The sequence below is a fragment of the Pseudomonas gingeri genome, from assembly GCF_013386165.1.
GTDB lineage: Bacteria > Pseudomonadota > Gammaproteobacteria > Pseudomonadales > Pseudomonadaceae > Aquipseudomonas > Aquipseudomonas gingeri_C.
Map to the genome: position 1 here is coordinate 54787 of NZ_JACAOS010000030.1, position 24902 is coordinate 79688.

The following is a 24902-nucleotide window of genomic DNA, read 5'->3' on the forward strand; positions in this document are numbered from 1 at the left end:
ATGATGCCTTGGATCACGCGTTGCATCCTGTTGCTGGGAGCCTTGCTGATCGGCGCCTGTGCCCAGAAGCCGGTCGAATTTGTCGCGCCCGCGCAGCGGGCCGTGCCGGTCAATGAAGCACCCTGGCCGAAAAATCACTTTCTGAGCCTGACCTACCATGACATCGAGGATGGCGACCCGGATCAGGCGGTGGTTGCCGTGCGTACCGATCGGTTGCTCGAACAGCTGGCGTGGCTGCGGGAGAACGGCTATCGGCCCGTGACCGTGGACCAGATCCTGGCGGCGCGCAATGGCGGGCCGGCGTTGCCGCCGAGGGCGATCCTGCTGACCTTCGATGACGGTTACGCGAGTTTCTACACCCGCGTGATGCCGCTGCTCAGGAGTTATCAATGGCCGGCCTTGCTGGCCCCGGTCGGCGTCTGGATGGATACCCCGGCGGATAAACCGGTGGATTTTGCCGGTGACATGCGCCCGCGTTCCGAATTCCTGAACTGGGCGCAGATCAAGGAAGTGGCCGCCTCGGGACTGGTGGAAATCGTGGCTCACACCAACGCCAGCCACCAAGGTATGCTCGCCAATCCCCAGGGTAACCTGCAACCGGCGGCAGCGACCCGACGTTACGATGCGAGCACCGGTCGTTATGAAAGCGAGGCCGATTTCGAGGCCCGGCTGCGGGCGGATGTGGTTGCCATCTCGACCAAGATTCGCGCCGCCACCGGTTATTCGCCACGGGTCTGGGTCTGGCCCTACGGCACCGCCGATGGCACTGCGCTGAAGGTGATCGAGAGCCAGGGCTACAAACTGGCGCTGACCCTGGATGACGGCATCGACAGCCTTGATCAACTGATGAACAGCCCGCGCATGCTGGTGTCGGCGGACCCGGACGGCAGTCACTACGCTGGCAGCATTGTCTCGGTGCAGAACCGCGCGGCGATGCGCGTGGTGCAGGTCGACCTTGATAACGTCTACGACCCGAACCCGGTTCAGCAGGAGGCCAACCTCGGCAAGCTGGTCCAGCGCGTCGCCGACCTGGGTGCCAATACCGTGTTCCTGCAAGCGTTCGCCGATCCTGCGGGGGACGGCCTGGCGCATTCGCTGTACTTCCCCAATCGCCATCTGCCGATGCGCGCCGACCTGTTCGACCGTGCCGCCTGGCAGCTGCGCACCCGGGCCCACGTCAAGGTCTTCGCCTGGATGCCGGTGCTGAGTTTTGCCCTGGATGAAAAACTGCCACGGGTGACGCGTTGGGACCCGGTCAGCGGGCAAGCTTCGGTGGACCCGAAACAATACCGGCGCCTGTCGCCGTTCGACCCGAACGTGCGGCGGATCATTGGTGAGCTCTACGAAGACGTGGCCCGGCTGACCTCGGTCGATGGCATTCTCTATCACGACGATGCCGTGCTGTCCGACTTCGAGGACGCCAGCCCACAGGCGTTGCGGACCTACGCCGCCAATGGCCTGCCGGGCAGCCTCAGTGCCCTGCGCGGCGACCCGGCGACGCTGCAACGCTGGACGCGATTCAAGAGCCGCTACCTGATCGATTTCACCCAGGAGCTGACCGCCAAGGTCCGCGCCATTCGTGGCCCGCAAGTGAAGACCGCGCGCAACCTGTTCGCCGAGCCGGTACTCGATCCGCACAGCGAAGCGTGGTTCGCCCAGAGCCTCGATGACTTTCTCGCCAGCTACGACTGGACCGTGCCCATGGCCATGCCGCTGATGGAAGGGCAGAGCGAGACACAGGCGGGTGAGTGGCTGCAGACACTGGTCGGCAAGGTCAAGCAGCACCCCGGCGCGCTTGACCATACGGTGTTCGAGTTGCAGGCCCGGGACTGGCGACAGAAGTCGGCGACGGACCTCGACGGCACGCAACTGGCGAACTGGATGGGGCTGCTCAAGCGCCAGGGTGCCAGCAATTTCGGTTATTACCCGGATAACTTCCTGGACAACCGCCCGGCTGTGCAGGCCGTGCGCCCGGCTTTTTCCAACCAGTGGAATCCTTAGATCATGATGGATCGAATCCTGGCACTGATCGTCCTGGCGCTCGTCCTGGGGGTTCCCCTGGGCGTGATTTTCCTGGTCACCGGGCAATTCCTGATGGACTTCGTGTTTTTCTACCCGTTGTTCATGTCGGGATTGTGGATGGCCGGCGGGCTGTACTTCTGGCTGCACTGGGAACGCCGCTGGCCTTGGGAAGCCGATACCCTGCCGCCACCGTTGCCGGGTGAGCCGCTGATCTCGATCCTGGTCCCTTGCTTCAACGAAGGGGCGAATGTCGCCGAGACCCTCGAGGCCGCGCTGGCCCAGCATTACCCGAACATCGAAGTGATCGCCATCAATGATGGTTCCAGCGACAATACCGGCCAGTTGCTCGACAGCCTGGCGCTGCTCGATCCGCGCTTGCGGGTGATTCACCTGGCGAAGAACCAGGGCAAGGCGGTGGCCCTGCGCATGGGCGCCGTGGCGGCCCGCAGCGAATACCTGGTGTGCATCGATGGCGACGCCTTGCTGGCACCGCACACGGCTGCCTACCTGGTGGCGCCGTTGTTGCAGAACGTTCGTCTCGGTGCCGTCACCGGCAACCCGCGGATTCGTACCCGCTCGACCCTGGTCGGGCGGGTCCAGGTCGGCGAATTTTCCTCGATCATCGGTTTGATCAAGCGCACGCAGCGGGTCTTCGGGCGGATTTTCACCATCTCCGGGGTGATCTGCGCCTTCCGCCGTACGGCGCTGGATCGGGTGGGCTACTGGAGCCCGGACATGATCACCGAAGACATCGATATCAGTTGGAAGCTGCAACTGGATCACTGGAGCATCTTCTACGAGCCACGGGCACTCTGCTGGATCCTGATGCCGGAGACCCTGCACGGGCTTTGGCGGCAACGGCTGCGCTGGGCCCGAGGCGGCGCGGAAGTCCTGTTCAAGAACATCCGGGGCATCTGGCAGTGGAACCATCGCTACCTGTGGCCGCTGTTGTTCGAGTACTGCCTGTCGACCGGCTGGGCCTTCACCCTGTTGTTGTCGATTGTCTTCTACTGCATGGGGCTGTTTATCGACATGCCGGCCGCGCTTGTCGTGCACCGTATCGTGCCGCCGGCCTTTACCGGGTTGTTGCTGGCGTTGGTCTGCCTGGGACAGTTCGCGGTCAGCGTGCTGATCGACCGCCGCTACGAAAGAGACCTGTGGAAAATCATGTTCTGGGTGGTCTGGTACCCCCTGGTGTTCTGGTTCATCAGCTTCTTCACCACCCTGGTCAGCTTTCCCCAGGTGTTGTTCAGCCAGTCTGGTAAGCGCGCGCGTTGGGTCAGCCCGGACCGGGGGATCAAACCTGTCGATACTGAGAAGCAGAAGGTGCGCTCATGAAAATCATCAGAACCCGCCAGCGGCCGCTCATGGTGCTGGTCGATGTGGTCCTGACCGCACTGGCCTGGGCCGGGTTGTGGTATTTGCTGGTCCAGGGGCTGCTGCCATTGTTCGACGGGCACACGGGGCCGCGAATCGATATTTCGTTCTTCGATGCCCTCAATACCCTGGAGGTTTATCTGTGGGTCGGCCTGTTGAATGCGGCGGTATTGATTGCCTGGGCGCGTTATCAACAGCGCAAGAGCCGTGGCTACACCCGGCGCCGTTTACCCGCGCCGGTGGTCGGTGATGAGGGCTTGAGTCGCAGTTTCAAGCTGAGCGAGGACAACTTTGCGCGGATGCGCCAGTCGGCGACGATGATCGTGCACCACGATGAGCACGGCGGGGTGCTTGAAGTGATTACGCCGCTGCATAACGTTGAGCCGCAGGAGCAGCCGTTGGCCGCGCCTCGGGTCATCCAGCTGCCATCGGAGGATGACGGCACCCGCCCGTCGCTGTAGCGTCGTTCCGCGCGCCTAACTATCTAGTGCACGGGCACGCGGTGCCGCGCTCTACGCTTTTCCCTTTTTCCATGGAACTAGGGAAGTCCTATGAAAACCTCCGTAGTGGACCCTCCCAGGGCGGTCGTCGAGTCGGCAGCGGTTTTACCTGATCCCCGTGGCGCCGCACTGGAGCGCCTCGCCGAGAAACTCCACGAGCGTATCGCCAACGCAGAGCACCCCAGCTTGTTGCTCAACCGACTCCAGGCGGCGCTGGTGCGCGGGCTCGATAGCCAGCACCAACTCAAGAGGCTCTTCGCCCGTGCGCCGCGGATCGGCGTGCTGCTCAAGCAGATCCTGACCGAGGCCTTCGGGTACGACCCACATCAGTTGCTGTTCACCCCGCCGTTGCGTTCCAGCGACGGGCAAACGGCGCGGACCCTGGCGCAGGTGGCCATGTCGCTGTTGCGTAATCCGTTCCTGTCCCTGGCGCCGGGTCATGCTGCGGGCCTGAGTCTGGCTGAGGAACCGGAGCGGCTCCTGGCGCTGGACCCGGAGCAGGTTCTGGCAGATCTGAAGCGTCTGGGACTGTCTTCCCGACTCGACACGGCCCTGCGCGGCTATTGGCATCAACCGGCTTGCGATAGCCCTCTCTCACGGCGCGAACGCCTGGTCGAGTTGCACAAGCTGCTGTTTCACGACAAGGCCCTGTTGGCCTATGGCACTGACGTCTTGTCCGCTACCGCGTTCAGCATGCTGATGGGCCTGCTGGACGCGCCGACCTCCGAAGCGCGGGCTCTTGCCGGCGGCCGCTGGGGGCGGCTCGTGGTGTCGGAGCTGGTCTGGCCAGGAAAGGGCTCGGCGTCGGTGGCCTTGAGCGGCGCTTTGCACCTGCAGGGTTCCGGGGGGGCCGAGCGGGGGCGACAGGTGATCTTCGTGCCTGGGGTGGCCGAGGAATTTTTCGAGTTTGGCAGCCACGCCGAGATGCAACGCCGGCTCCCGGAACTGTTCAACGCACCGGGCAATTATCGGCCCTGGCAGTTGCTGGCGCTGCAAGAGCGCGATCGGTTGTTTACTCCTCCGGATAGCTCGGCCCTGGCTTACCGCTTTCAGGCGTGTACCCCGTTGACCGGCGATGCCCTGGCCCACAGTGCGCTGAGCCGGCTGGATACCCAGTTGGCCAACGAGTGGGCCGCCGCGTTGTTGCTCAACACGGCGTACATGCTGCCCGAGGGCTTGGTGGGTGCCGGGCGCCTGACGTCGTTGCAGGCGGTGGAAGCCATGGAGGAATCACGCGTGGCGCTGACCGGTTTACCGCCCCTGAGGACGATGCTTGCGCAACGGCTGCGCAGTGACGAGCGTCGCAGGATGCTGGAAATCAGCTTCGGCAGCCTGGCCGCTGACCTGCCCGTGCGCCTGCGCCAGAGCAAGATTCGGCAGCAGGAGCGCGGCCTCCTCGCGTTGCTCGATGAACAGGAGCCCGGGCGTGACACGCCGGCCTACAGCGAGTTGCTGACACGCCACAACCTTTGGCGAGAACAGAGGGTTTATGTCCAGGACCTGCTCAAGGACCGGGACCGATACTTCCAGCCCGAATTCTGGAGCAACCGGGACCCGGCGGGGAACGATCTTCCAGGCAAGTTGCTCGGGGGCCGCTGCCAGGGCCTTTTGCACGAGGCGAAGATGCAGCATCAGCTCGGGCTGATCGATCAGCAGGAACTGGCGCGTGTGCTCGATGTGCTGCCACAACCGTTGGCGGACGTGCGTGGGGTGAGTGACACCGAGGTCTTCGCGATCAGCCTGGGGCCGGCGGACTCCGGGTGGTCACTGACGGGAGCCTGCGTCATCAGCACCCGACCCGCGCCGGCCGATCCGCGCTTGAGCGTGTCGGCATTGTTGTTTGTGCCGGGACGGCTGGGCGGGCTGCAACGCTTCCTGACCCTCGACAGTCTTTCGCAGCAGTTGGACGTCAGCTTGCGCAGTCCGGAGTGCGAAAGCCTCTGGCCGTTGATTGCCCGGGACCGGCGTGGTGAGGCACGGCGCTGGGTGCGGGGACGCCCTGAGGGCGAGCGGATTCCCATCCACTATCAAGCGATTGAAGCGCCCGCCCTGCAGCAGGGACTCCAGCAGCAGATCCAGGACCACTTGCGGGTCTGCCGGCAGGTCGAGGACGGTTTGCGGCCATTCTCGGAAATCGGCGACGCCCGCAGTTCCCTGCAACTGCTGGCCCATGAGTTGGAGGAGAACCTGGGCGTTCCGGCTCACGATGCCCGGGCGCGAGCGCTGGACAACATTGCGCTGCTGCAGCTCGGTGCGGTGCAGGCACAAGGTCTTCCCGCCTGGCTCTCCACGGCGTCACGGGTGGTCCGCCAGCAGTACGCGCGACTGTTGGCTCGCTATCAGAGAAATATGCATGCCCTGGAGCTCAAGCTGGAACGCCAGCTACCGGATCTGGATGACTTTGCCCGTGAAAGCCTCATCAAGCAGCTCAAACAGGACGGTTTTTACCCGGAACTGGATATCGACAAGCCGTTGTTCGATCTTCCCGACAGTGTCGAGCGGGTCTGGGTCGGGCACCCTGAACGCATGGTGGGCGAGGCGGGCGCGAAGACGGTGGTCAGCGAGGGGCGCACGACCTACAGCCTCTTGCGCCTGGCCCTGGAAAATCTCGACCCGCAAGTGCCCGGGACCCAACGTCGCTTGCAGCATGGCCGGATACTCGACCGTGCCTGGCAGCAGCGACTGACACCGGGTTATCTGATGGGCACGATTTCAGCTCTCGATCTTGGCGGCCACTACGACACCCAGATCCAGCGAGCTTTTTACGGCGTCGATAATCCCCGGCTCGAGCCGCCACGGGCGTTCGATCAGGCGCTGTTGTACCGGCTGGTTCGGCAACGCGCCCGAATGGAGTTGTTCAGTGCCCGGCAACAGGGACTCAGCGACTGGGCCGCCGAGGTTTTCGAGATGGCCCTGAATGCGCAGCGCGCCGCGGACCTGCGTAATGAGCGTGTTGAGCTCGAATTGCACTTTGTCACCTTCGCCGGCCGGGCTTTTGCCCGGGCCCGGCATGTGGGCAATGCTGTGGCCATCCACGACAAGGTTTGCGCAAGAACGCTGATCTATCTGCCGGGCGCTCCCCATGAGCAGGTACTGACCGAGCACACTGACCTGGTGGCGGCGCAACGGGCTCTGGTCAATATCGAGCGAGCGCCGCAGCGGGTGGCGGACATCGTGCAAAGGCTGGCGGCCGACTGGGAGGCGGAAGCCATCGAGGATTATCCCGCCGAGCAAGACCCGGAGGCGGTGGGCTCAAGGTTTCTGAAGCCTGCGGTCGATGATCGACTGACCCCTTTGGGGGCCAATCCGATTTCCGCGATCAGACCCACTTCACTGTTGAGGGTGGTCAGGAGCTGGTGGACGAGTGAGCCGGAGCAGCCCTCGCCGGATTCCGTGGCGCTGGAAAAGGAAGTCAGGCGCGAGATCGCGGAGAATCCCGAACACTGGTTGTGGCTCAGGAAAACCCGACGCTGCGATCTGTCGCTGGTGCTGGCGCATGCCTTTGTCCTGCGGGCGCAGCAAAGGGCCCGGACGGTATCGAACTCGGCCCGGCAATTGTCGCAGCTGCGCGAGTTGCGTGAACACGAACAGCGTTCGGCTTACTGGCTCAGGGTGTTGTCGGTGGTGCCTGTCGTCAGTATTGCGGTCAATGTCAGTGAGACGGCCGTGGCTTTGCGTCGCTTTCACCGCAGCGGTGATCCGCGCGACGCCCTTGAACTCTTCAAGGCAGCGCACATGACGCTGGTCGATGCCGTGTTGACCTTCTACCCGCTGAGCAAGGGCGCCGGCGCGGTCTCCCGGCCGCTCCGGGTGGGTCATGGGGGCTGGTCGCGTACGGCCTTGCGGACCCTCGATCGGCGGCGCAGCCTGTCTCACAAAGGTGCGATGGCCCTGAAAACGGAGGTTGCCGCAAAGCCCAAACCCCTGCTCCCCGGGTATGAAGCAAAGATTGCCCCTGACGATGCGGTGGCCCTGCACGGTCCGGCCAATGCCGGCAGCTATGCGAAAAACGGTGTGCAGTTCATCACCGATGGCAGCAATCACTATGAGGTCTACCGGCCGAAGGGTGAGAGTGCCTTGCGCTTGAAGAAAACCGCCAGCCAGGACAACGAGCTGATTCTGTATATCCACGAGCCGGGCGAATACCTGTTGCGTGCCGACGCACCTGAGCCGCAGCCGGGTCCCAGTCGCGCGATGTGGCAACCCTGGACGCAGCCGGCGTTGCCGGAATCCGCCGCTGCGCCGGTGCGGCAACTGGAATGGATGACCCGCCGACCGGCCTTGTTGCCGGCGGATTGGAAGACCCGGGGACTGGTCCTGGAAAACGAGCAGGTCGTGGAGTTGTCGGCGAGCCGGGGGCTGTATGCGCGGCGGGGGGCTGAACACGTTCGGCTGCTGAAGTTCGAGGATCGCTATTTCGAACTGCTTCCCGATGGCCCCCAGATTCATCCCGATATTGTCTTTCTGAAACGCCCCGTGCCGTTGTCCGCCCATGCCGAGGCCGACTTCAATTTTTGGTGGCGGCATCTGGACGAGCAGCCGGTACCGGCTACTTTTGATCAACACAGCCAGGTCTGGACAGTGCGTGCCGCCTTGTTTGGCGAACCCTTGGAGCGAACCCTGGCGCAACCCCTGGAGGGCATGACACCGGCGAGCCGGCACCGGACGTTCAACCGGCTGATCGAACGAGCCGACGCGGAGCATACGTCGGTCACGGCGACCCGGATGGTCGCGCTCAAGCGTACGCAGGAAGTCTGGAGCTCACGGGGCGTGCACATGGATGTGCTGTTGCGCGAACTCGATGCCCGGTCCCTTGGGCGGACTCACTTCCGCATCGGGCGGGCAACCGACACAAGGGGCTTTTCCCGGTTGGACTTTGATCCGCCCCACGCCGTCGACCCGCGGATTTTCGACGCCAGGGGGCCGGCGCGCATTGCCGAATTGGCCTCGAACAGCGAGAACGCCGTGCTCGCCATCTTGCGTCGTCATGGTTTTGCCGTGACCGAGATCCCGAAATCCCAATCCTTCAATACGGTCAATCTGTTCTGTACGCACCCTGGCTCGGAACATCTCTACTACATCATGCTCAAATGGACTGACCAGCCCTCGGTGCCCATGACCCGCTACCAAGGAGGTCCGCGGCAACTGACGGATGGCTGGTTCAACCGGCATTTCGACCTGAGGCCGTTGGGTCAGCGCGCGTTGCTCAAACCGGTCAAGGAGGCCATGAACCAGGGGCGTTTGGTGAAGCTTATCGCCGGGTTGCAGCGCTCGGGGGACACCGGGCGGGTCACGGTGTTTTTTGCCCGGGCGGTCTAGGGTTGTAGTGCGTTGCTTACAGGGTTTTCAGCGTACAACGGCCATGGGTGTGGTTCGGGGCTTGAGTTGTATCGCCATTGTATCGTCCGGGAAAACGGGAATAGTTCACGTTATAATGAAGAAATCTATATTCAAGGGGGTGCTGGCTTGAAATATGCTTTAGTGGCGACGACAGGATATTTGCTTCTGGTTGACTTGGAGTCGAAGCAGGTAACCCCCCTGGAAAGCCACCGACCGGAATACTACGGTATCTCCTGGTTTGCTGGCGGAACCGAGCTGGTTTTGTCCCATTCCGGTCTGGACAACACCGACCTGGTCGATCTTTCAGGGTATGCGTTATCCGAACAAGGCTGGGTGTCCGGGGGCGCTCGTTCAAGCAAGACGGTACTGTCGGCACCGCATCAGATTATTTGCGCCCCCGATGCTCGAGTCATCTGTGCCAATACTGGCCGTAACGTCATTACGGTCGTGGATCTTGAGCACACCAATACCTTCCAGGAGGCTGGGATCAGCGCTGCGCGCTGGGATCGCCTGGCGCTTGACCGGATTATCGGCGACCACCTCAATTCGGTCTTTTTGCAGGACGACAAGCTGTTCGCCATCGCCCATGGTCACAACAAGGGTTCGCAATTGGCGATCTTTTCCTATCCGGAACTCGAGCTGCTTTCGTGTGAGTCCCTGGGTGCCAGGACCGGGTTGCACAATATCTGGGTGACGTCCGAGGGGCAGCGAATCAGTTGCCACTCCGAGATCGGCGGGCTTGTGGATCTGGCCAGCGACAGTGTCCTCTGGGAATCGGGATCTTCCGGCTATACGCGTGGGCTGGCGGCCAGCCAGAACTATGTCCTGGTGGGTGAAAGCCAGAAAACCATTCGAGATTTGCGCCGCAGTTCGCTGAGCGGACTCTGGATTCTGGATCGCCAGAGCTGGCTCGCCATCGACTACCTGTGCCTGGGTCCTTATGGCGCCGTCCAGGAAGTCCGCTTGCTCGATGTCCCTGATGAAGCCCATCACGGCCACCTGTTCCAGGGGCTGGATGGCTTGTTGCAAAAAAACCTGCTCACCGAGGTGGCGAACAGCAAATTGAAAGTGGCTGCGGACATGAGCGAAGGGAAGCGCCTGTGGGCGGATTACGCCTTCATCTTCGGGATGCCCGAGACGCAAACCGATGGTGCCCGGTATGCGAGCCTGGCCGACCTGTGCCTGATGCTGAAGAAGCCCGAGGCGGACAACGTCCCGCTGACGTTTACCTACACCCTGGAGCAGCAGCCAGGGGCGCACGTCTCGGCCGTTGTCGGTTATACCGGTTCGGGGGGCGATACCCAGATGGCCGCCTTGTTGCTGTATCCACAGGACGAGGGGGCGGCACTTTCAGTCTGGGTGCACGATGGCAGTGCCTGGGCTTCATTGCCGGATATTGCGGTATTAGGCCTTCCAGTGTCCGGCAGTATCCGATGCATGACCTCGGAGTCGGAGGTTGTGCTGTTCATCGATCAGCGTGAGGTCTTGAGTCTGACCGCCACTACGCTGGGCCTGAGCCGTTGTGATGAAGGGCTGGGCATTCGCTGGATCGGCGCTTCGGTCAAGCCGATTCGGGATACAGCGCTTTCTTAGCCTGTAGCGCTTATGACTCCGGGTGGCTGGAGACCTCCAGCCCTCCCTTGAGCCGATCCAGCGCCATGAGGGGCTTGAAGTGCCGGCGATGGCGTTAGCGGGATTGTTGGTGGTTTGGGCTCACTGACGCTATCTGGAGCAAACGCGGGATCACGGCTCCCTTATGACGAATGACCTTGACCTTGACCTTGGAGGAGGCGAAAGCGTAGGCTTCAAACCTAGAAAGCATTGGTGCGCCGGCTGAGTTTCAAGTTATCCGGGCGAGTGTTTTCTTGGTTGCACTCAGGCCGCTTATAGCGGCCTTTATTTTGCCTGTCGTTTGGGTTTGATTTTGTCGCCCTTCGGTACGATGGAGTAAAGCTCTGCTTTTGGCTTTCGAGCGGTGAGCTCAAAAATCGCCTCATCCATCACCTCATTGCCATACCCATCCTGGCGCAATTGCGTGCTCTTGACTGCCGTCATCCCGCAATAGCGGTTTCGGCTAAAGCGAAGCCAATTTGAACCACCATGTCGTCAATGGTGTAGCCATCACGCACAACTCGACTGTCGTACGCATGTTTGCCGAGAAAGACGATTTCCGGATTCTCAAGCTGCGGTAATCCTTGGCTCTCTTTCTGCCTGTTGATGGCCTCAAATAGCACGTCTGTCAGGACGCCAATGACAACCGCCCGCACTCGCCGCCCTTCAGCAATCTCGTTCAGATTGGCCCGGATGAGATACTCGGCATTGTCGTATAGCGGCATTTCCAGTCCTTGGAATTGGGGCCACGCAATCTCCATTTGACGCTGCAACAACGTCTGCTCGCGGCTTGACGCATCTCGTCGAGGGCTTGCCCGGCATCTGAGCGTCCAGCACTTCGTCCTTGATACATCGTGCCTCTGCACTCAACTTACAAATAACGCTCTCGGCCTCTGGACGTACCCGGTGCGGGCGTATCGCCAAACGGTGCACCGCGTTCGGTGAGCAAGGCCAGGGCTTCAGAAACCACGAGCCAACTCAAGCAACTCGCTGCGTAGCCATTGTCCGCCCGTGTCGTTTTCTGCCTGACTCGACCAGTACATATTCAGACTTACCGGCGGCAACGCCAGCGGCATTGGCAGCAGGCGATTGCCCTGTCCGACATTGATCAATCGCGCATATCGTCGCGGCATGGTCAGCAGCAGTTCGCTTTGCGCCACCAACATCGCCGCCGACAGGTAGTGCTGACAATGCTGTCGTACCTGTCGCACCAACCCAAGATGCCCCAGGGCCAGATCCTCTACGCAAATACCGCGACGACGCGACGTTACCGCGACATGTTCGGCCGCCAGGTAGCGTTCGACAGTCAGGTCGCCCTTCCACGCGGCGCCCGCCACCACGCAGAGAGGATCGGCCAGCCACAGACGCTGGCGCAGTTCGGCGTCGGTCGGCCGGGCAATTTCGATCGAAAGGTCGACACGCCCGGCGATCAATTCCCGCTTTAACTCCGCCCAATGCAGGCTGCTGCTGCGTATCTCCACGTGTGGCGCGCATTCACGCAAGTGGGCGAGCAGTGCCGGCAGCACCGCCGGCTCCATCTGCTCCGGCATGTTCAGGGTGAAACTGCGTCGATCCTGTCGAGGGTCGAAACTTTGACCGCGGCTCAAGCTACGCCGCAGCCCCTTTAGCGCATCCTCAATACCCGGTGCCAATTGCTGAGCCAGCGGCGTGGGTGCCATGCCGCGACCCTCACGGACGAATAGCGGGTCGTCGAGTTGCTCGCGCAGGCGTTGCAGCGCATGGCTGACCGCCGACTGGCTGAGGTTCAGGAGCACGGCCGCGCGGGTCAGGTTGCGCTCGTGGTAGATCACGTCGAACACGTGGAACAGGTTCAGATCGACGCGGTTCAAAATCGACCATTCATTCTGCTGATTCATGTTTGCCCAGGCTCCCTCGATGTATAGCAGCCTAGCAGGTCCGCTTGAGCCATTAATCATGCATAGCGTTCATGGATTTCAATGCATAAGCATCAGTTCTGTTCGTGTCGGCCGACGGCCTAAGATGGCTGCCTGACAATAAAAGCGGAGCCACCGCGATGGACGAATCTTTTTACCTCGATCATCTCGCCACCTTGCAAGCGAGCGCCTGGCCGGCCGGCGTACCACGCATAGCGCATTACCCCCATGGGGAGCTACCGCTCAGCGAATATCTGCGCGCGTGGGCGCGGCAACAACCGCAGGCCATTGCCCTGGATTTCTACGGCCACAGCCTGAGTTACGCCGAGCTCGATAACCTGTCCGACCGTTGTGCGGCCTTGTTCTCGGAGCTGGGCGTGAAGCCAGGTGATCGGGTGGCACTGTTCATGCCCAACTGTCCGCAACTGCATATCGCCTTCTACGCCATTCTCAAATGCGGTGCGGTTTATGCGCCGGTGAGTCCGTTGAGCAAGACGCTGGAGTTGAGCTATCAACTGAAGGACAGTGGCGCGCAGGTGATTTTCTGCTTTGATCTGTTGCTGCCGTTGGTCCAGGCGGTACGCGAGGAGTGCCAGCTTCGTCATGTGCTGGCAACCAGTTTGAGTGAGCTGCGCCCGGTACAGCCCAGCATCCCGATTCCCGATGTTCTGCTCGCGCCCAAGGTGGCGGGGGACGACTTTCTTGATTTCTATCCGGCCTTGGCCGCCTGCCAGGCAGCGATACCGACCCATTGTCCGCGGTTGGACGATGTGGCGGCGCTCAACTATACCGGCGGTACTACGGGCCTGCCCAAGGGCTGCGTACACAGTCACCGCGACATGCTCTACACCTGCGCCAGCTACGTACCGGTCGCACTCGGCCTGCAGCCCGGCGACGTGCTGCTTAACTTCCTGCCCGAGTTCTGGATTGCGGGTGAGAACGCCGGGCTGCTGTTCCCGGTGTTCGCCGGATGTCGGCTCGTGCTGCTCGCGCGCTGGGATGCCCTGGCCTTCATGAGCGCCGTGCAGCACTACCAGGTCAGCCATTGCGGCATGCTGGTCGATGGTATCGCCGAAGTGCTGGAGCACCCACAGTCGGCCGACTACGATTTATCTTCGCTACGCAGGACCGGCAGCATCTCTTTCATCAAGAAGCTGACGCCGGACTATCGCGCCCGCTGGCGCAAGCTCACTGGTACGACGTTGTTCGAGTTCAGCTTCGGCATGACCGAAACCCATACCTGCGACACCTTCACCGCCGGCATGCAGGACGACAACTTCGACCTGAAAAGCGCCCCGACCTTTGTCGGTTTGCCGGTGCCCGGTACGCAGTTCAAAGTCTGTGATTTCGAAACGGGTGAACTGCTGCCTCTGGGGAGTGAAGGTGAGTTGTGCGTGCACAGCCCGTCGGTGATGCACGGCTATTGGCAGCGCCAGGAAGAATCTGCCGCGGTGCTCAAGGCGGGTTGGTTGCACACCGGTGACCTCGGCCAGATTACCGAGCAAGGCTTTATTCGCTACCTGGGCCGGCGCAAGGAGATGCTCAAGGTCAATGGTATGAGTGTGTTTCCCAGCGAGCTCGAAGCCATGCTTGGCCAACACCCGGCCCTGCTGGCCAGCGCCGTGATCGGACGTAGCGATGAGCGGCGCGGTCAAGTGCCAGTAGCCTTTGTTGTGTTCAAGCCCGGTGGCCAGGAGACCCTCGAAACACTCGGTCTTTGGTGCAAGGACGCGATGGCCAGCTACAAAGTCCCGGAGATCCGAGTGGTCGAGACATTACCGATGACGGCGACCGGAAAAGTGAAAAAGAACGAACTGGAGAGCCTTCTGTGAGCACGTTTTTTACGGCCATTCTGATTGCCAATCGCGGCGAAATTGCCATCCGTATTGCCCGCGCTTGCGCCGACCTGGGCGTCCGTTCTGTTGCGGTGTTCGCCGAGGACGACGCGGCCAGTCTGCACACGCGCCGCGCAGACGGGCTCGTGCCGCTCAAAGGCCGTGGTGTACCGGCTTACCTGGACATGGATCAGTTGATCGGCATCGCGGTGGCGCAGGGCTGCGATGCCATTCACCCTGGCTATGGCTTTCTTGCCGAAAATGCCGAGTTCGCGCGCCGCTGTGCGGCGGCCGGGGTGCGTTTCATCGGCCCTTCACCCGAGGTGCTTGAGTTGTTCGGCAACAAGGCGGCTGCCCGCGCATTGGCCGACCGTTGTCACGTGCCGGTTGTGGCTGGGCTGAATCAAGCCGTTACGCTGGAACAGGCTCGCGACTTCTGCGCGGAGCATGGCGCGGTGATGCTCAAGGCTCTCGCAGGCGGTGGCGGGCGTGGCATGCGCGCGGTGCTGAAGGCCGACGATTTGCCCGAGGCCTATGCGCGCTGTCAGTCGGAAGCCCTGGCGGCGTTCGGCAACGACGCTCTGTATGTCGAACAACTCATTGGCGCGGCGCGACACATCGAGGTGCAGGTGCTGGGCGACAGCACTGGCGCCGTCAGTCACTTGTGGGAGCGTGATTGCAGTCTTCAGCGACGTAATCAGAAACTGCTGGAAATCGCGCCGGCTCCTGGCTTGGACGACGCCACGCGCGAAGCGATGATCGCTTGTGCGCTGAAGCTGGCCGGCGAAGTGCAGTACCAGGGCATCGGCACCTTCGAATTCCTGCTGGATCAGAGTCAGCCGGGGCAGTTCTACTTCATGGAAGCCAATCCGCGGGTGCAGGTTGAGCACACCGTCACCGAGCAAGTGACCGGCGTCGATCTGCTGCACACGCAACTGCGTTTGGTCGCCGGCCAGTCGCTGGCGGCGCTTGGCCTGCTACAGCCCGCGTCGCCGACAGGATGTGCCGTGCAGTTGCGCATCAATCTGGAAACCCTGCACGCCGACGGCAGTACACGGCCGGCGGTGGGTACCCTGAGCGCTTACGAGCCACCTAACGGTCCCGGTGTGCGCGTGGACGGTTACGGTTATGCCGGTTATCCGGTCAGCCCCAGTTACGACTCGCTGCTGGCCAAGCTGATCGTCCATGCAGAGGACTACCCGAGCGCCCTGCGACGGGTCTATCGAGCGCTTTGCGAATTCCGTCTGGAAGGCGTGGCGAACAACCTGCACCTGCTTCAGAACCTGTTGCAGCATGACCAGGTACAAGCCAACCAGGTCAATACACGTTTCGTCGAAAGCCATCTCGATGTACTGCTTGCGGCCCAGCCACAGGGTCATGCCCATCACTACTTTGTCGGTGCTCAGGCCCAGGCGACAGCCAGCAACCGCCAGGTCGAAGCCCCGGTCGGTACTCTACCTCTGATCGCGCCCAGCAGCGGTGTGCTGGTCTGTCTGGAGGTGGCCGAAGGCGATGCGGTGGCGGTGGGGCAGACGGTGGCCGTGTTGGAAGCGATGAAGATGGAGTTCGAGGTAAAGGCGAGCCATAGCGGTATTGTTCGGGCCATTGCCGTTCATCAGGGTGACTCATTGGGTGAAGGTCAGGCGCTGCTGTTCCTCGAGCCGGCCGAAGTGGCGGGCAACAGCGCAGAAAATGAACAGGGTCTGGACCTTGAACATATCCGCGCGGACTTGGCACAAGTACTGGAGCGTCATGATCGCCTCAGCGATGCACGCCGTCCCGAGGCCGTTGCCAAGCGCCGCAAGAGCGGTCAGCGCACGGTACGCGAGAACCTCGCCGACTTGCTGGATGAGGGCAGTTTCATCGAGTACGGAGCGTTGGCTTTGGCCGCCCAGCGCCAGCGCCGCTCCTTGGAATCCCTGCTGGACTTGAGCCCCGCCGATGGCCTGGTGGCTGGCATCGGCACGGTGGGGGCCGGCAAGTTCGGCAACGAAGCGGCGCGTTGCATGACCATTGCCTACGACTACACGGTATTCGCGGGCACTCAGGGCGTCATGAACCACAAAAAGACGGATCGGATGCTGCAACTGGCCGAGCAGTGGCGATTGCCGCTGGTGCTATTCGCCGAAGGGGGCGGAGGGCGGCCGGGTGATACCGACTTCGTCGGCGTGGCCGGACTGGACTGTCACACCTTCATCGCCATGGCCAGGCTATCAGGGCTGGTGCCGTTGGTGGGGGTGGTCTCGGGGCGCTGTTTTGCCGGTAATGCGGCGTTGCTGGGTTGTTGCGATGTGATCATCGCGGCCAGGGACGCCACCATCGGCATGGCTGGTCCGGCGATGATCGAGGGCGGCGGCCTGGGTAGCTTCACGCCGGAAGAGGTCGGCCCGGTCGCTGTGCAGGGGCCCAACGGGGTGATCGACGTAGTGGTCGAGAATGAACAGGAGGCGGTTCGGGTCGCCCGGCAATACCTGGGTTACTTCCAGGGTGCCGTGACCGATTGGCAGTGCGCCGACCAACGCGAATTGCGCCACCTGATCCCGGAGAACCGCCTGCGTGTCTACGACATCCGCCTGGTCATCGAGACCCTGGCCGACACCGGGAGTGTGCTCGAATTGCGTCGCCAGTTCGCTCCAGGGCTGATCACCGCCTTCATCCGCCTCGAAGGCAAATCGTTCGGCCTGATGGCCAACAACCCGGCTCACCTGGGCGGTGCCATCGACGCCGTTGCGGGCGACAAGGCCGCGCGTTTCATGCAGCTGTGCGACGCTTTTGACATCCCGATGATTTCACTGTGCGACACCCCCGGCTTCATGGTCGGTCCGGAGGCGGAGAAGCAAGCCACGGTGCGCCATATCTCGCGGATGTTTATCGCCGCGGCCAGTCTTAGCGTGCCTTTTTTTACGGTGGTGCTGCGCAAGGGCTACGGCCTCGGCGCCCAGGCCATGGCCGCCGGCAGTTTCCATTCGCCGATGTTCACCATCGCCTGGCCCAGCGGCGAGTTCGGTCCTATGGGCTGGGAAGGGGCCGTGCGCCTGGGCTTCGCCAAGGAGTTGGCCGCGCAGCCAGATCCCGAGGCGAAAAAGGCACTGTTCGACAGGCTGGTGGCGAAAGCTTATGAGCAAGGCCAGGGGATGAACATGGCCAGTTACCTGGAGATCGACGCGGTGATCGACCCGCTGGAGACCCGCGCCTGGCTGCTGCGAGGGCTCAATGCCGCGCCACGACCGGTCAAGCGCGAAGGGAAGAAGCGACCGTTTGTGGATACTTGGTAATCGGGGGTTACTCGTCATCGGACGGAAAACCCTGGTTACATTGAGGGTGCCTGCTGGTGGTTGACGGGAGGTCCTTAGCCTTTATGATCGTTCGCAACACGGCCCCTGTCGGTTGATGCGCTTCGGTGCTGATGCTGCTCAGGGGTTTTTTATTGCCTGAGTTTCTTCGTTTACCAGCCGTGCATCTGCCAATCTTGATCGACGCCCATGCCCTCCAGATTGAGGTCGAGATGGGACAGGTTTCGGGCTCTGGGTGGTCTGGTACGAGCGTATTGCCAAGCAGCGCGCCGCAAAGCACTTCATCCCCTGATACAAATGAATTGGCAGAGCAGCACCATCCGGCTTTTCCAGGCGTAAGCAGATGGCTTTCGATCAGATAAAATGACGCGCTGTCTGGAGATGCCGGGCATCGATTGGAAGCGTCAAATGCCCCCAATAAAAGAAAAGAAAGGCCAGTCAACCTGGCTGGAGCAGGGTTTGCCTGATCTGCGCAGTGCCGGCCCCGAACTGCGTGCAAAACCACCGGCGGAAGTGAGCTCCGGTGACGACATCGCCTCGGCAATCGAGATTGTTGCTCGAAATCTGGGTTTTGTTGACCCGGCCATACGATCTATGACCATCGACACCCCGGTGGATGTCGTCACAATCTACCATCGGGACATTCACCATATCGTTGAGAAACGAGCCGAAGCGCGAGAACGCTATGTGCGATTTGCCCTCGACACGCTGGTGGGGCCGTTGGAGGTATGGAGAGTCGAATACGACGATCAGTCGTTCCGTCTGGCGTTCATCGGCCTCTATGAGGCCAAGCGTCAGATGCTGGTGGTGGTTGACATCCAGGACGGAAAAAGGCTCTGGAACTTCATGCACACCGATGCGAAGTCGCTGAACAAGCACCGCCATGGTGAGCTTTTGTACAAGCGCTACGAACTTTTCTGACAGTCAAAGAAAAGGGCAGCTCTTTCGAACTGCCCTTCTAAAGTATCTGCTTGATATTCATATACACACCCTCAAGCGGGGGTGTGGAGGTCTCACCCTACGCTGATGTCCAGCCATCAACGGGGTTCCTACGCCAGTTATTGCCGCTGGAGGCAACTGGTTTCGCGCTCGTAGTCATTATCGGACCAGTCTAACGGTACCGTCAACCCTTGCAGCCTGCCAGGCACTACTGGTAAGTCGCTGTACAAAGCAGCGACCGGATTTGGCGATCCGGAATCAAGTTAGGCGCAGTTGCGTCATGTTCTTTCGTGGGTGCTATTGGCACCGGTGATTGCGATTTATGGCGGCTGTGCGCGGGAGACCTTCGAGTCTGCCAGGCTTACTCACTTGCAGGATCGTCAATTCAGGAGTTACGTAATATGACGCAATACATCTCGCTGCAAACCAATTTCCCCGATCGCCCGTTCTGCTGATCGACAGCCACGCCCCCCTGGCAAAGCTGTTGGAGTGCGCACAGCAGCGCATCAAGGCGGGTACCGATCTGCTGGAAAGCATCACGTCCGTGAGCATCACCTGCCTCGAAGATAACGACCTCTACCGATTCACCAGTGCCGCGTATCTGTTGCTTCGGGAGGGGGAGGATTTGCTGGAGGTGGTGAGGCGGCGGATTGATGGATAGCCGGCGTTCACCACTCGTCACAGACTTGAAAGTAAGCCCCGGCCATTTGACTGAGGCGCTCAACTCCGCCGAGGAAAGCCTTAGAACCCAGTAGATTTAGGGGGGAAAAGTGCTTATTTGACTGAAAGCTAGGAGAGCTTGATGAGTGGCCTGTTCGGTCGGGCCGGGCCCGAAAATAAAAATGCCCCGAATCAACGATTCGAGGCATTTTTATTTGCAGATGGTGCACCAGGCGGGATTCGAACCCACGACCCCTGCCTTCGGAGGGCAGTACTCTATCCAGCTGAGCTACTGGTGCTTATGCGGGCGACATCATACCCATGTCGGCTCGGGGCGTCCATTCAGGTTTTGTCAGGAAATTCTCTACGTTGGGTTTCGTCGACGAACCCCCCGGCCCGCCTCGGTTCGAGCAGTCCGTCTGGCAAGCATTGACGCCCTCCAGATCGAGGATCACCCTCAGGCAACGCTGGTTTTGCGTGCCGATCCGGCGCCCTGTCCCGGTTTCCCCCCTGAACCCGGCACGTATTCGTACTGACAAAGGAAGTTAAGGTATGGCTACCGTCAACGATCAAATCACCGATGCCGTGACCCAGAGCAACGTCAAGGTGCTGGGCGAAGCCCCCGCCGAGGCGCTGGGCAGCATTTATCAAACCATGGCCCACTCCACCGGCATCCTGTTCGAAAACGCCGTCGCGGCTCAGCAACAGCAGAACACCGAAGCCCAGGCAGCGACCAATCAGGGTGTGATGCAAATCTACAGCGTGGATACCACCGCCGCTGCGGGTGCCACCGAGAAAATTGCCCAGGCCGGTGTCTCGGACAATCTCACCAGCCTGCTCACGGTGCTGAATTCATTCAAACCTTGAGCGACCGCCCCAGCATCCCCGCCTTCGCGATTTCCAGGGACGTCGCGAAGGCCCAGGATTCACGTTGATCAGAAAAACCCGGCAAAAGTGCCATTTTCGTTCTTTTTTTCGAACAGACTATTGTCCTTTACCCCCATTGATCCTAGGATTCGTTTGAGATTTCAAACGCTCTTGTCTGGGTGCTGAACCGCACATCGATCGCATGTGCGCTATTTATGTGCTTCGGCCCGGTGGATGAATTTCCTGACGGCAGCCCCCAAGGCGCCTTTCTACAATTAATAATTCGCTCCGCGCATGCGCGGTGCTGTTAAGGAAAGCCTACATGCAGCTCAAAGACACCCAGTTGTTCCGCCAGCAAGCCTTCATTGATGGGGCTTGGGTCGATGCGGACAATGGTCAGACGATCAAGGTCAACAACCCGGCCACGGGCGAAATCCTGGGTACCGTGCCGAAAATGGGGGCTGCCGAAACCCGCCGTGCCATCGAAGCCGCTGACAAGGCCCTGCCGGCCTGGCGTGCCCTGACCGCCAAAGAGCGTGCGAACAAACTGCGTCGCTGGTACGAGCTGATCATCGAGAACCAGGATGACCTGGCCCGCCTGATGACCCTCGAACAAGGCAAACCTTTGGCCGAAGCCAAGGGCGAAATCGTCTACGCCGCCTCCTTCATCGAATGGTTCGCCGAAGAAGCCAAGCGCATCTACGGTGACGTGATTCCGGGCCACCAGCCGGACAAGCGCCTGATCGTGATGAAGCAGCCGATCGGCGTCACCGCTGCCATCACCCCGTGGAACTTCCCGGCCGCGATGATCACCCGTAAAGCCGGTCCGGCCCTGGCCGCCGGTTGCACCATGGTGCTCAAGCCCGCTTCGCAGACCCCGTTCTCGGCCTTCGCCCTGGCGGAACTGGCCCAACGTGCCGGTATCCCGAAAGGTGTGTTCAGCGTGGTTTCCGGTAGCGCCGGCGATATCGGCAGCGAGCTGACCAGCAACCCGATCGTGCGCAAACTGTCCTTCACCGGCTCGACCGAGATCGGTCGCCAGTTGATGGCCGAATGCGCCAAGGACATCAAGAAAGTCTCCCTGGAACTGGGCGGCAACGCTCCGTTCATCGTGTTCGACGACGCGGACCTGGATAAGGCCGTCGAAGGCGCGATCATTTCCAAGTACCGCAACAACGGCCAGACCTGCGTCTGCGCCAACCGCTTGTACATCCAGGATTCGGTCTACGACGCGTTCGCCGAGAAACTGAAAGTGGCGGTCGCCAAGCTCAAGATCGGCAACGGCCTGGAAGAAGGCACCACCACCGGTCCCTTGATCGACGAGAAGGCCGTGGCCAAGGTCCAGGAGCACATCGCTGATGCCCTGAGCAAAGGCGCGACCCTGCTGGCTGGCGGCAAGTCCATCGAAGGCAACTTCTTCGAACCGACCATCCTGGTCAACGTCTCCAAGGACGCCGCCGTGGCCAAGGAAGAAACCTTCGGTCCATTGGCGCCGCTGTTCCGCTTCAAGGACGAAGCCGAAGTGATCGCGATGTCCAACGACACCGAGTTCGGCCTCGCCTCGTACTTCTACGCCCGTGACCTGGGTCGTGTGTTCCGCGTGGCCGAAGCCCTGGAATACGGCATGGTCGGGGTCAACACCGGGCTGATCTCCAACGAAGTCGCGCCGTTCGGCGGCATCAAGGCCTCGGGCCTGGGCCGTGAAGGCTCCAAGTACGGCATCGAGGACTACCTGGAAATCAAATATCTCTGCCTGGGTATCTAACCCGGCAGGTGGTTCAGCGAGAGGGGCACGAGAGCGCTGCTCCTGTCGCGTTTCAAACGACACTTTAATGTGGCCGGAACGCTGTGCCAGTCGATCATCGTATGCTGGTGCAGTGCCTCCCTGCCGCGTCATCCTTGAACCACGCCGCCCGATGAGCGGTGAATGAGGACACCATGAGCAAGACCAACGCATCCCTGATGAAACGCCGCGAAGCCGCTGTACCCCGCGGTGTTGGCCAGATCCACCCGATCTTCGCCGAGTCGGCGAAGAACGCCACCGTGACCGACGTTGAAGGTCGCGAGTTCATCGACTTCGCCGGCGGTATCGCCGTACTCAACACCGGCCACGTGCACCCGAAAATCATCGCCGCCGTGACCGCCCAGCTGAACAAGCTGACCCACACCTGCTTCCAGGTCCTGGCCTACGAACCCTACGTAGAGCTGTGCGAAAAAATCAACGCCAAGGTCCCGGGTGATTTCGCCAAGAAAACCCTGCTGGTCACCACCGGTTCGGAAGCGGTGGAAAACGCCGTGAAAATCGCCCGTGCTGCCACTGGCCGCGCTGGCGTGATCGCCTTCACCGGCGCCTACCACGGTCGTACCATGATGACCCTGGGCCTGACCGGTAAAGTCGTGCCTTACTCGGCCGGCATGGGCCTGATGCCCGGCGGTGTGTTCCGCGCGCTGTTCCCGAACGAACTGCATGGTGTGAGCATCGACGACTCCATCGCCAGCATCGAACGCGTCTTCAAGAACGATGCCGAGCCACGTGATATCGCCGCGATCATCATCGAGCCGGTCCAGGGCGAAGGCGGTTTCTACGTCGCGCCTCCAGCCTTCATGAAACGCCTGCGTGCCCTGTGCGACCAGCACGGCATCCTGCTGATCGCTGACGAAGTGCAGACGGGCGCCGGTCGTACCGGTACCTTCTTCGCCATGGAACAGATGGGCGTTGCCGCCGACCTGACCACCTTCGCCAAATCCATCGCCGGCGGCTTCCCGTTGGCCGGTGTCTGCGGCAAGGCCGAATACATGGACGCCATTGCGCCTGGCGGCCTGGGCGGCACCTACGCCGGTAGCCCGATCGCCTGCGCTGCGGCCCTGGCCGTGATGGAAGTGTTCGAGGAAGAGCACCTGCTGGATCGCTGCAAAGCGGTCGGCGAGCGCCTGGTGACCGGTCTGAAAGCGATTCAGGCCAAGTACCCGGTGATCGGTGAAGTGCGTGCCCTGGGCGCGATGATCGCGCTCGAGCTGTTCGAAGGCGGCGACAGCCACAAGCCGAACGCGGCTGCCGTGGCCCAGGTGGTGGCCAAGGCCCGTGACAAGGGGCTGATCCTGCTGTCCTGCGGCACCTACGGCAACGTGTTGCGCGTACTGGTTCCACTGACCTCGCCGGACGAGCAGCTGGACAAAGGCCTGGCAATCATCGAAGAGTGCTTCGCCGAACTCGTCTGAGTTGTGACGCGATAGACAAAAAGACCCGCTCCGGCGGGTTTTTTTGTTTCACGTTATCGCAATAGTGGCTTTTGGCTGTATCTGGCGATGCGTATTGACTAAGGTGTCAGGATTGCTCTCGGAGAGTGCTTGATGACTGCTGTGGATCTACCCGCTGTACCCCGTGTGTTGATTGCCGAGGAGGACCCTTGGTCACGGGATCTGTTGAAGCAGGTGCTGTTGAATGTACGCTGTGATGCACGGCTTGAAGTCTGTGCGGAGGGTCATCAGGCGCTCGAGATGCTCAACGGGCAGGCGTTCGACCTGGTGATTGCCGACTGGGAGCTGCCGGGTGTCGATGGCTTGAGCCTGCTGCGCGGCCTGCGCCAGAAAAAGCGCAATCCGCCGCTGCCGTTCATTCTGGTGGGCTCGCGTAACGACGTGGCCAGCGTGCGGGAAATCCTGCCGCTGCAACCGACGGCCTACCTGACCAAACCCTTGAATATGGAAAGCCTGACCCAGCGCCTGCAGGATTTGTTGCTGGATGCCGGTCAGACAGTCTCCTGCGAAATCCCGGCCCTGGTACCCGGCATGACCCTGGAGAAATTTCTCGAGCGTCGGCGTAACGAGTCGGACGGTGCACCGTTGATGGCCGACGTGCAACTGGCGGTCAATCGCAGCCTCAATCCCGCGGGTCTCGACCTGAAGCTGCTGGAGCAGGAGATCCGCACCGACCCGCAAATCACCGCCGTGTTGATCGCGGCGTCCAACAGTGCGGCCCAGCATCATGGTGGTGCGGTGCAAACCCTGGCCCAGGCGTTGCAACGGCTCGGGGCGGCGCAGAGCATGAACCTGATCCTCGGCCTGACCCTCAAGCGCAGCGCCCGGCTCAGTGATGCCGCTCTGGGCGACTATGCCGAACGCTACTGGAATCTGTCGCTGCACACGGCTGAATATGGTCACTCCCTGGCGCGCTTGCTCGATCTGGATAACGAGCGCTGTTATTGCGCGGGCCTGTTGCATCGCCTGGGCGACCTGGCCTTGCTGCGGTGTCTGCAGGAGTGGTTGAGCGCCGGAGGGGAACTGGATGATGAACTGATCGGCGAATCGCTCTATGCCTTTGGCGCCGGCTTCGGTTCGGCGCTGCGTACGCGCTGGCGTCTGCCGCTGGAGCTGCGGGAGCTGATTGCAGCGGTCTACCAGCTCGGTGGCGGGGTTTATTCCCGTGAGGCCCTGGTGATGAGCCTGGCGGCGCAGTTGGCGCGGCTGACGCCCCATGAGGGCGTTGAAGAGCTCGCCAAGAGCCGCACGGCCCGTTTGCTGAAGGTCGGGTTGCCGGAGCTGATGCGTTTGCGCAAGAACTGA

At 61.5% G+C, this 24902-nt stretch carries 15 protein-coding genes and 1 tRNA gene; 12 read left to right on the forward strand and 4 right to left on the reverse strand.

What is annotated here, in order from left to right; translation table 11 throughout:
- The first annotated feature begins 3 nt into the window (after positions 1–3).
- The 5 genes from pgaB to HX866_RS32260 all read left to right on the forward strand — a co-directional run bounded on the left by pgaB (position 4) and on the right by HX866_RS32260 (position 10832).
- The gene (gene pgaB, locus HX866_RS32240) at positions 4–2001 is read left to right on the forward strand and encodes a poly-beta-1,6-N-acetyl-D-glucosamine N-deacetylase PgaB (RefSeq protein WP_177141125.1); all 1998 of its coding nucleotides are present in this window, start codon (positions 4–6) and stop codon (positions 1999–2001) included.
- Positions 2002–2004: 3 nt separating this feature from the next.
- Complete coding sequence (gene pgaC, locus HX866_RS32245) at positions 2005–3360, forward strand: poly-beta-1,6-N-acetyl-D-glucosamine synthase (protein ID WP_177141126.1); 1356 nt, start codon at positions 2005–2007, stop codon at positions 3358–3360.
- On the forward strand, positions 3357–3860 hold the full coding sequence (gene pgaD / locus HX866_RS32250; RefSeq protein ID WP_177141127.1) for a poly-beta-1,6-N-acetyl-D-glucosamine biosynthesis protein PgaD: 504 nt from the start codon (positions 3357–3359) through the stop codon (positions 3858–3860). Before pgaC ends, pgaD begins: the two co-directional genes overlap by 4 nt.
- Positions 3861–3950: 90 nt before the next feature.
- On the forward strand, positions 3951–9218 hold the full coding sequence (locus HX866_RS32255; protein WP_177141128.1) for a dermonecrotic toxin domain-containing protein: 5268 nt from the start codon (positions 3951–3953) through the stop codon (positions 9216–9218).
- 66 nt (positions 9219–9284) lie between these two features.
- Entirely contained in the window at positions 9285–10832 is a 1548-nt protein-coding gene (locus tag HX866_RS32260; protein ID WP_177141129.1) for a hypothetical protein, read from the forward strand.
- Between the two features lie 303 nt (positions 10833–11135).
- Here the strand turns inward: HX866_RS32260 and HX866_RS34515 are convergent, their stop codons facing one another.
- The 3 genes from HX866_RS34515 to HX866_RS32270 all read right to left on the reverse strand — a co-directional run bounded on the left by HX866_RS34515 (position 11136) and on the right by HX866_RS32270 (position 12727).
- Positions 11136–11294 (reverse strand): hypothetical protein, encoded by a 159-nt coding sequence (locus HX866_RS34515; protein ID WP_256345048.1) that lies wholly within the window; start codon positions 11292–11294, stop codon positions 11136–11138.
- Positions 11291–11575, reverse strand: a complete 285-nt coding sequence (locus HX866_RS34520) for a hypothetical protein (protein WP_256345049.1) — start codon at positions 11573–11575, stop codon at positions 11291–11293. Before HX866_RS34520 ends, HX866_RS34515 begins: the two co-directional genes overlap by 4 nt.
- A gap of 234 nt (positions 11576–11809) precedes the next feature.
- Positions 11810–12727, reverse strand: coding sequence for a LysR family transcriptional regulator (locus tag HX866_RS32270; RefSeq protein WP_177141130.1), 918 nt, complete (start codon positions 12725–12727; stop codon positions 11810–11812).
- Positions 12728–12885: 158 nt separating this feature from the next.
- Here HX866_RS32270 and HX866_RS32275 point away from each other — a divergent pair, with 158 nt between their 5' ends.
- The 3 genes from HX866_RS32275 to HX866_RS32285 all read left to right on the forward strand — a co-directional run bounded on the left by HX866_RS32275 (position 12886) and on the right by HX866_RS32285 (position 18794).
- Positions 12886–14577 carry an AMP-binding protein gene (locus HX866_RS32275; RefSeq protein WP_177141131.1) on the forward strand — a complete coding sequence of 564 codons (1692 nt, stop codon included), beginning with the start codon at positions 12886–12888 and terminating at the stop codon, positions 14575–14577.
- Positions 14574–17855, forward strand: coding sequence for a carboxyl transferase domain-containing protein (locus HX866_RS32280; protein WP_177141132.1), 3282 nt, complete (start codon positions 14574–14576; stop codon positions 17853–17855). Before HX866_RS32275 ends, HX866_RS32280 begins: the two co-directional genes overlap by 4 nt.
- Positions 17856–18236: 381 nt before the next feature.
- Complete coding sequence (locus HX866_RS32285; protein ID WP_256345050.1) at positions 18237–18794, forward strand: PBECR2 nuclease fold domain-containing protein; 558 nt, start codon at positions 18237–18239, stop codon at positions 18792–18794.
- A gap of 900 nt (positions 18795–19694) precedes the next feature.
- Here HX866_RS32285 and HX866_RS32290 read toward each other — a convergent pair.
- Positions 19695–19771 (reverse strand) — tRNA-Arg (locus HX866_RS32290).
- 253 nt (positions 19772–20024) lie between these two features.
- Between HX866_RS32290 and HX866_RS32295 the strand changes: the two genes are divergently transcribed.
- The 4 genes from HX866_RS32295 (at position 20025) to HX866_RS32310 (ending at position 24902) form a co-directional block, all read left to right on the forward strand.
- Complete coding sequence (locus HX866_RS32295) at positions 20025–20339, forward strand: RebB family R body protein (RefSeq protein WP_177091199.1); 315 nt, start codon at positions 20025–20027, stop codon at positions 20337–20339.
- Between the two features lie 322 nt (positions 20340–20661).
- Entirely contained in the window at positions 20662–22104 is a 1443-nt protein-coding gene (gene gabD / locus HX866_RS32300) for an NADP-dependent succinate-semialdehyde dehydrogenase (protein ID WP_177091198.1), read from the forward strand.
- Between the two features lie 173 nt (positions 22105–22277).
- Complete coding sequence (gene gabT, locus HX866_RS32305) at positions 22278–23558, forward strand: 4-aminobutyrate--2-oxoglutarate transaminase (protein WP_177141133.1); 1281 nt, start codon at positions 22278–22280, stop codon at positions 23556–23558.
- A 132-nt stretch (positions 23559–23690) separates the two neighbouring features.
- Positions 23691–24902, forward strand: coding sequence for an HDOD domain-containing protein (locus HX866_RS32310; RefSeq protein WP_177141134.1), 1212 nt, complete (start codon positions 23691–23693; stop codon positions 24900–24902).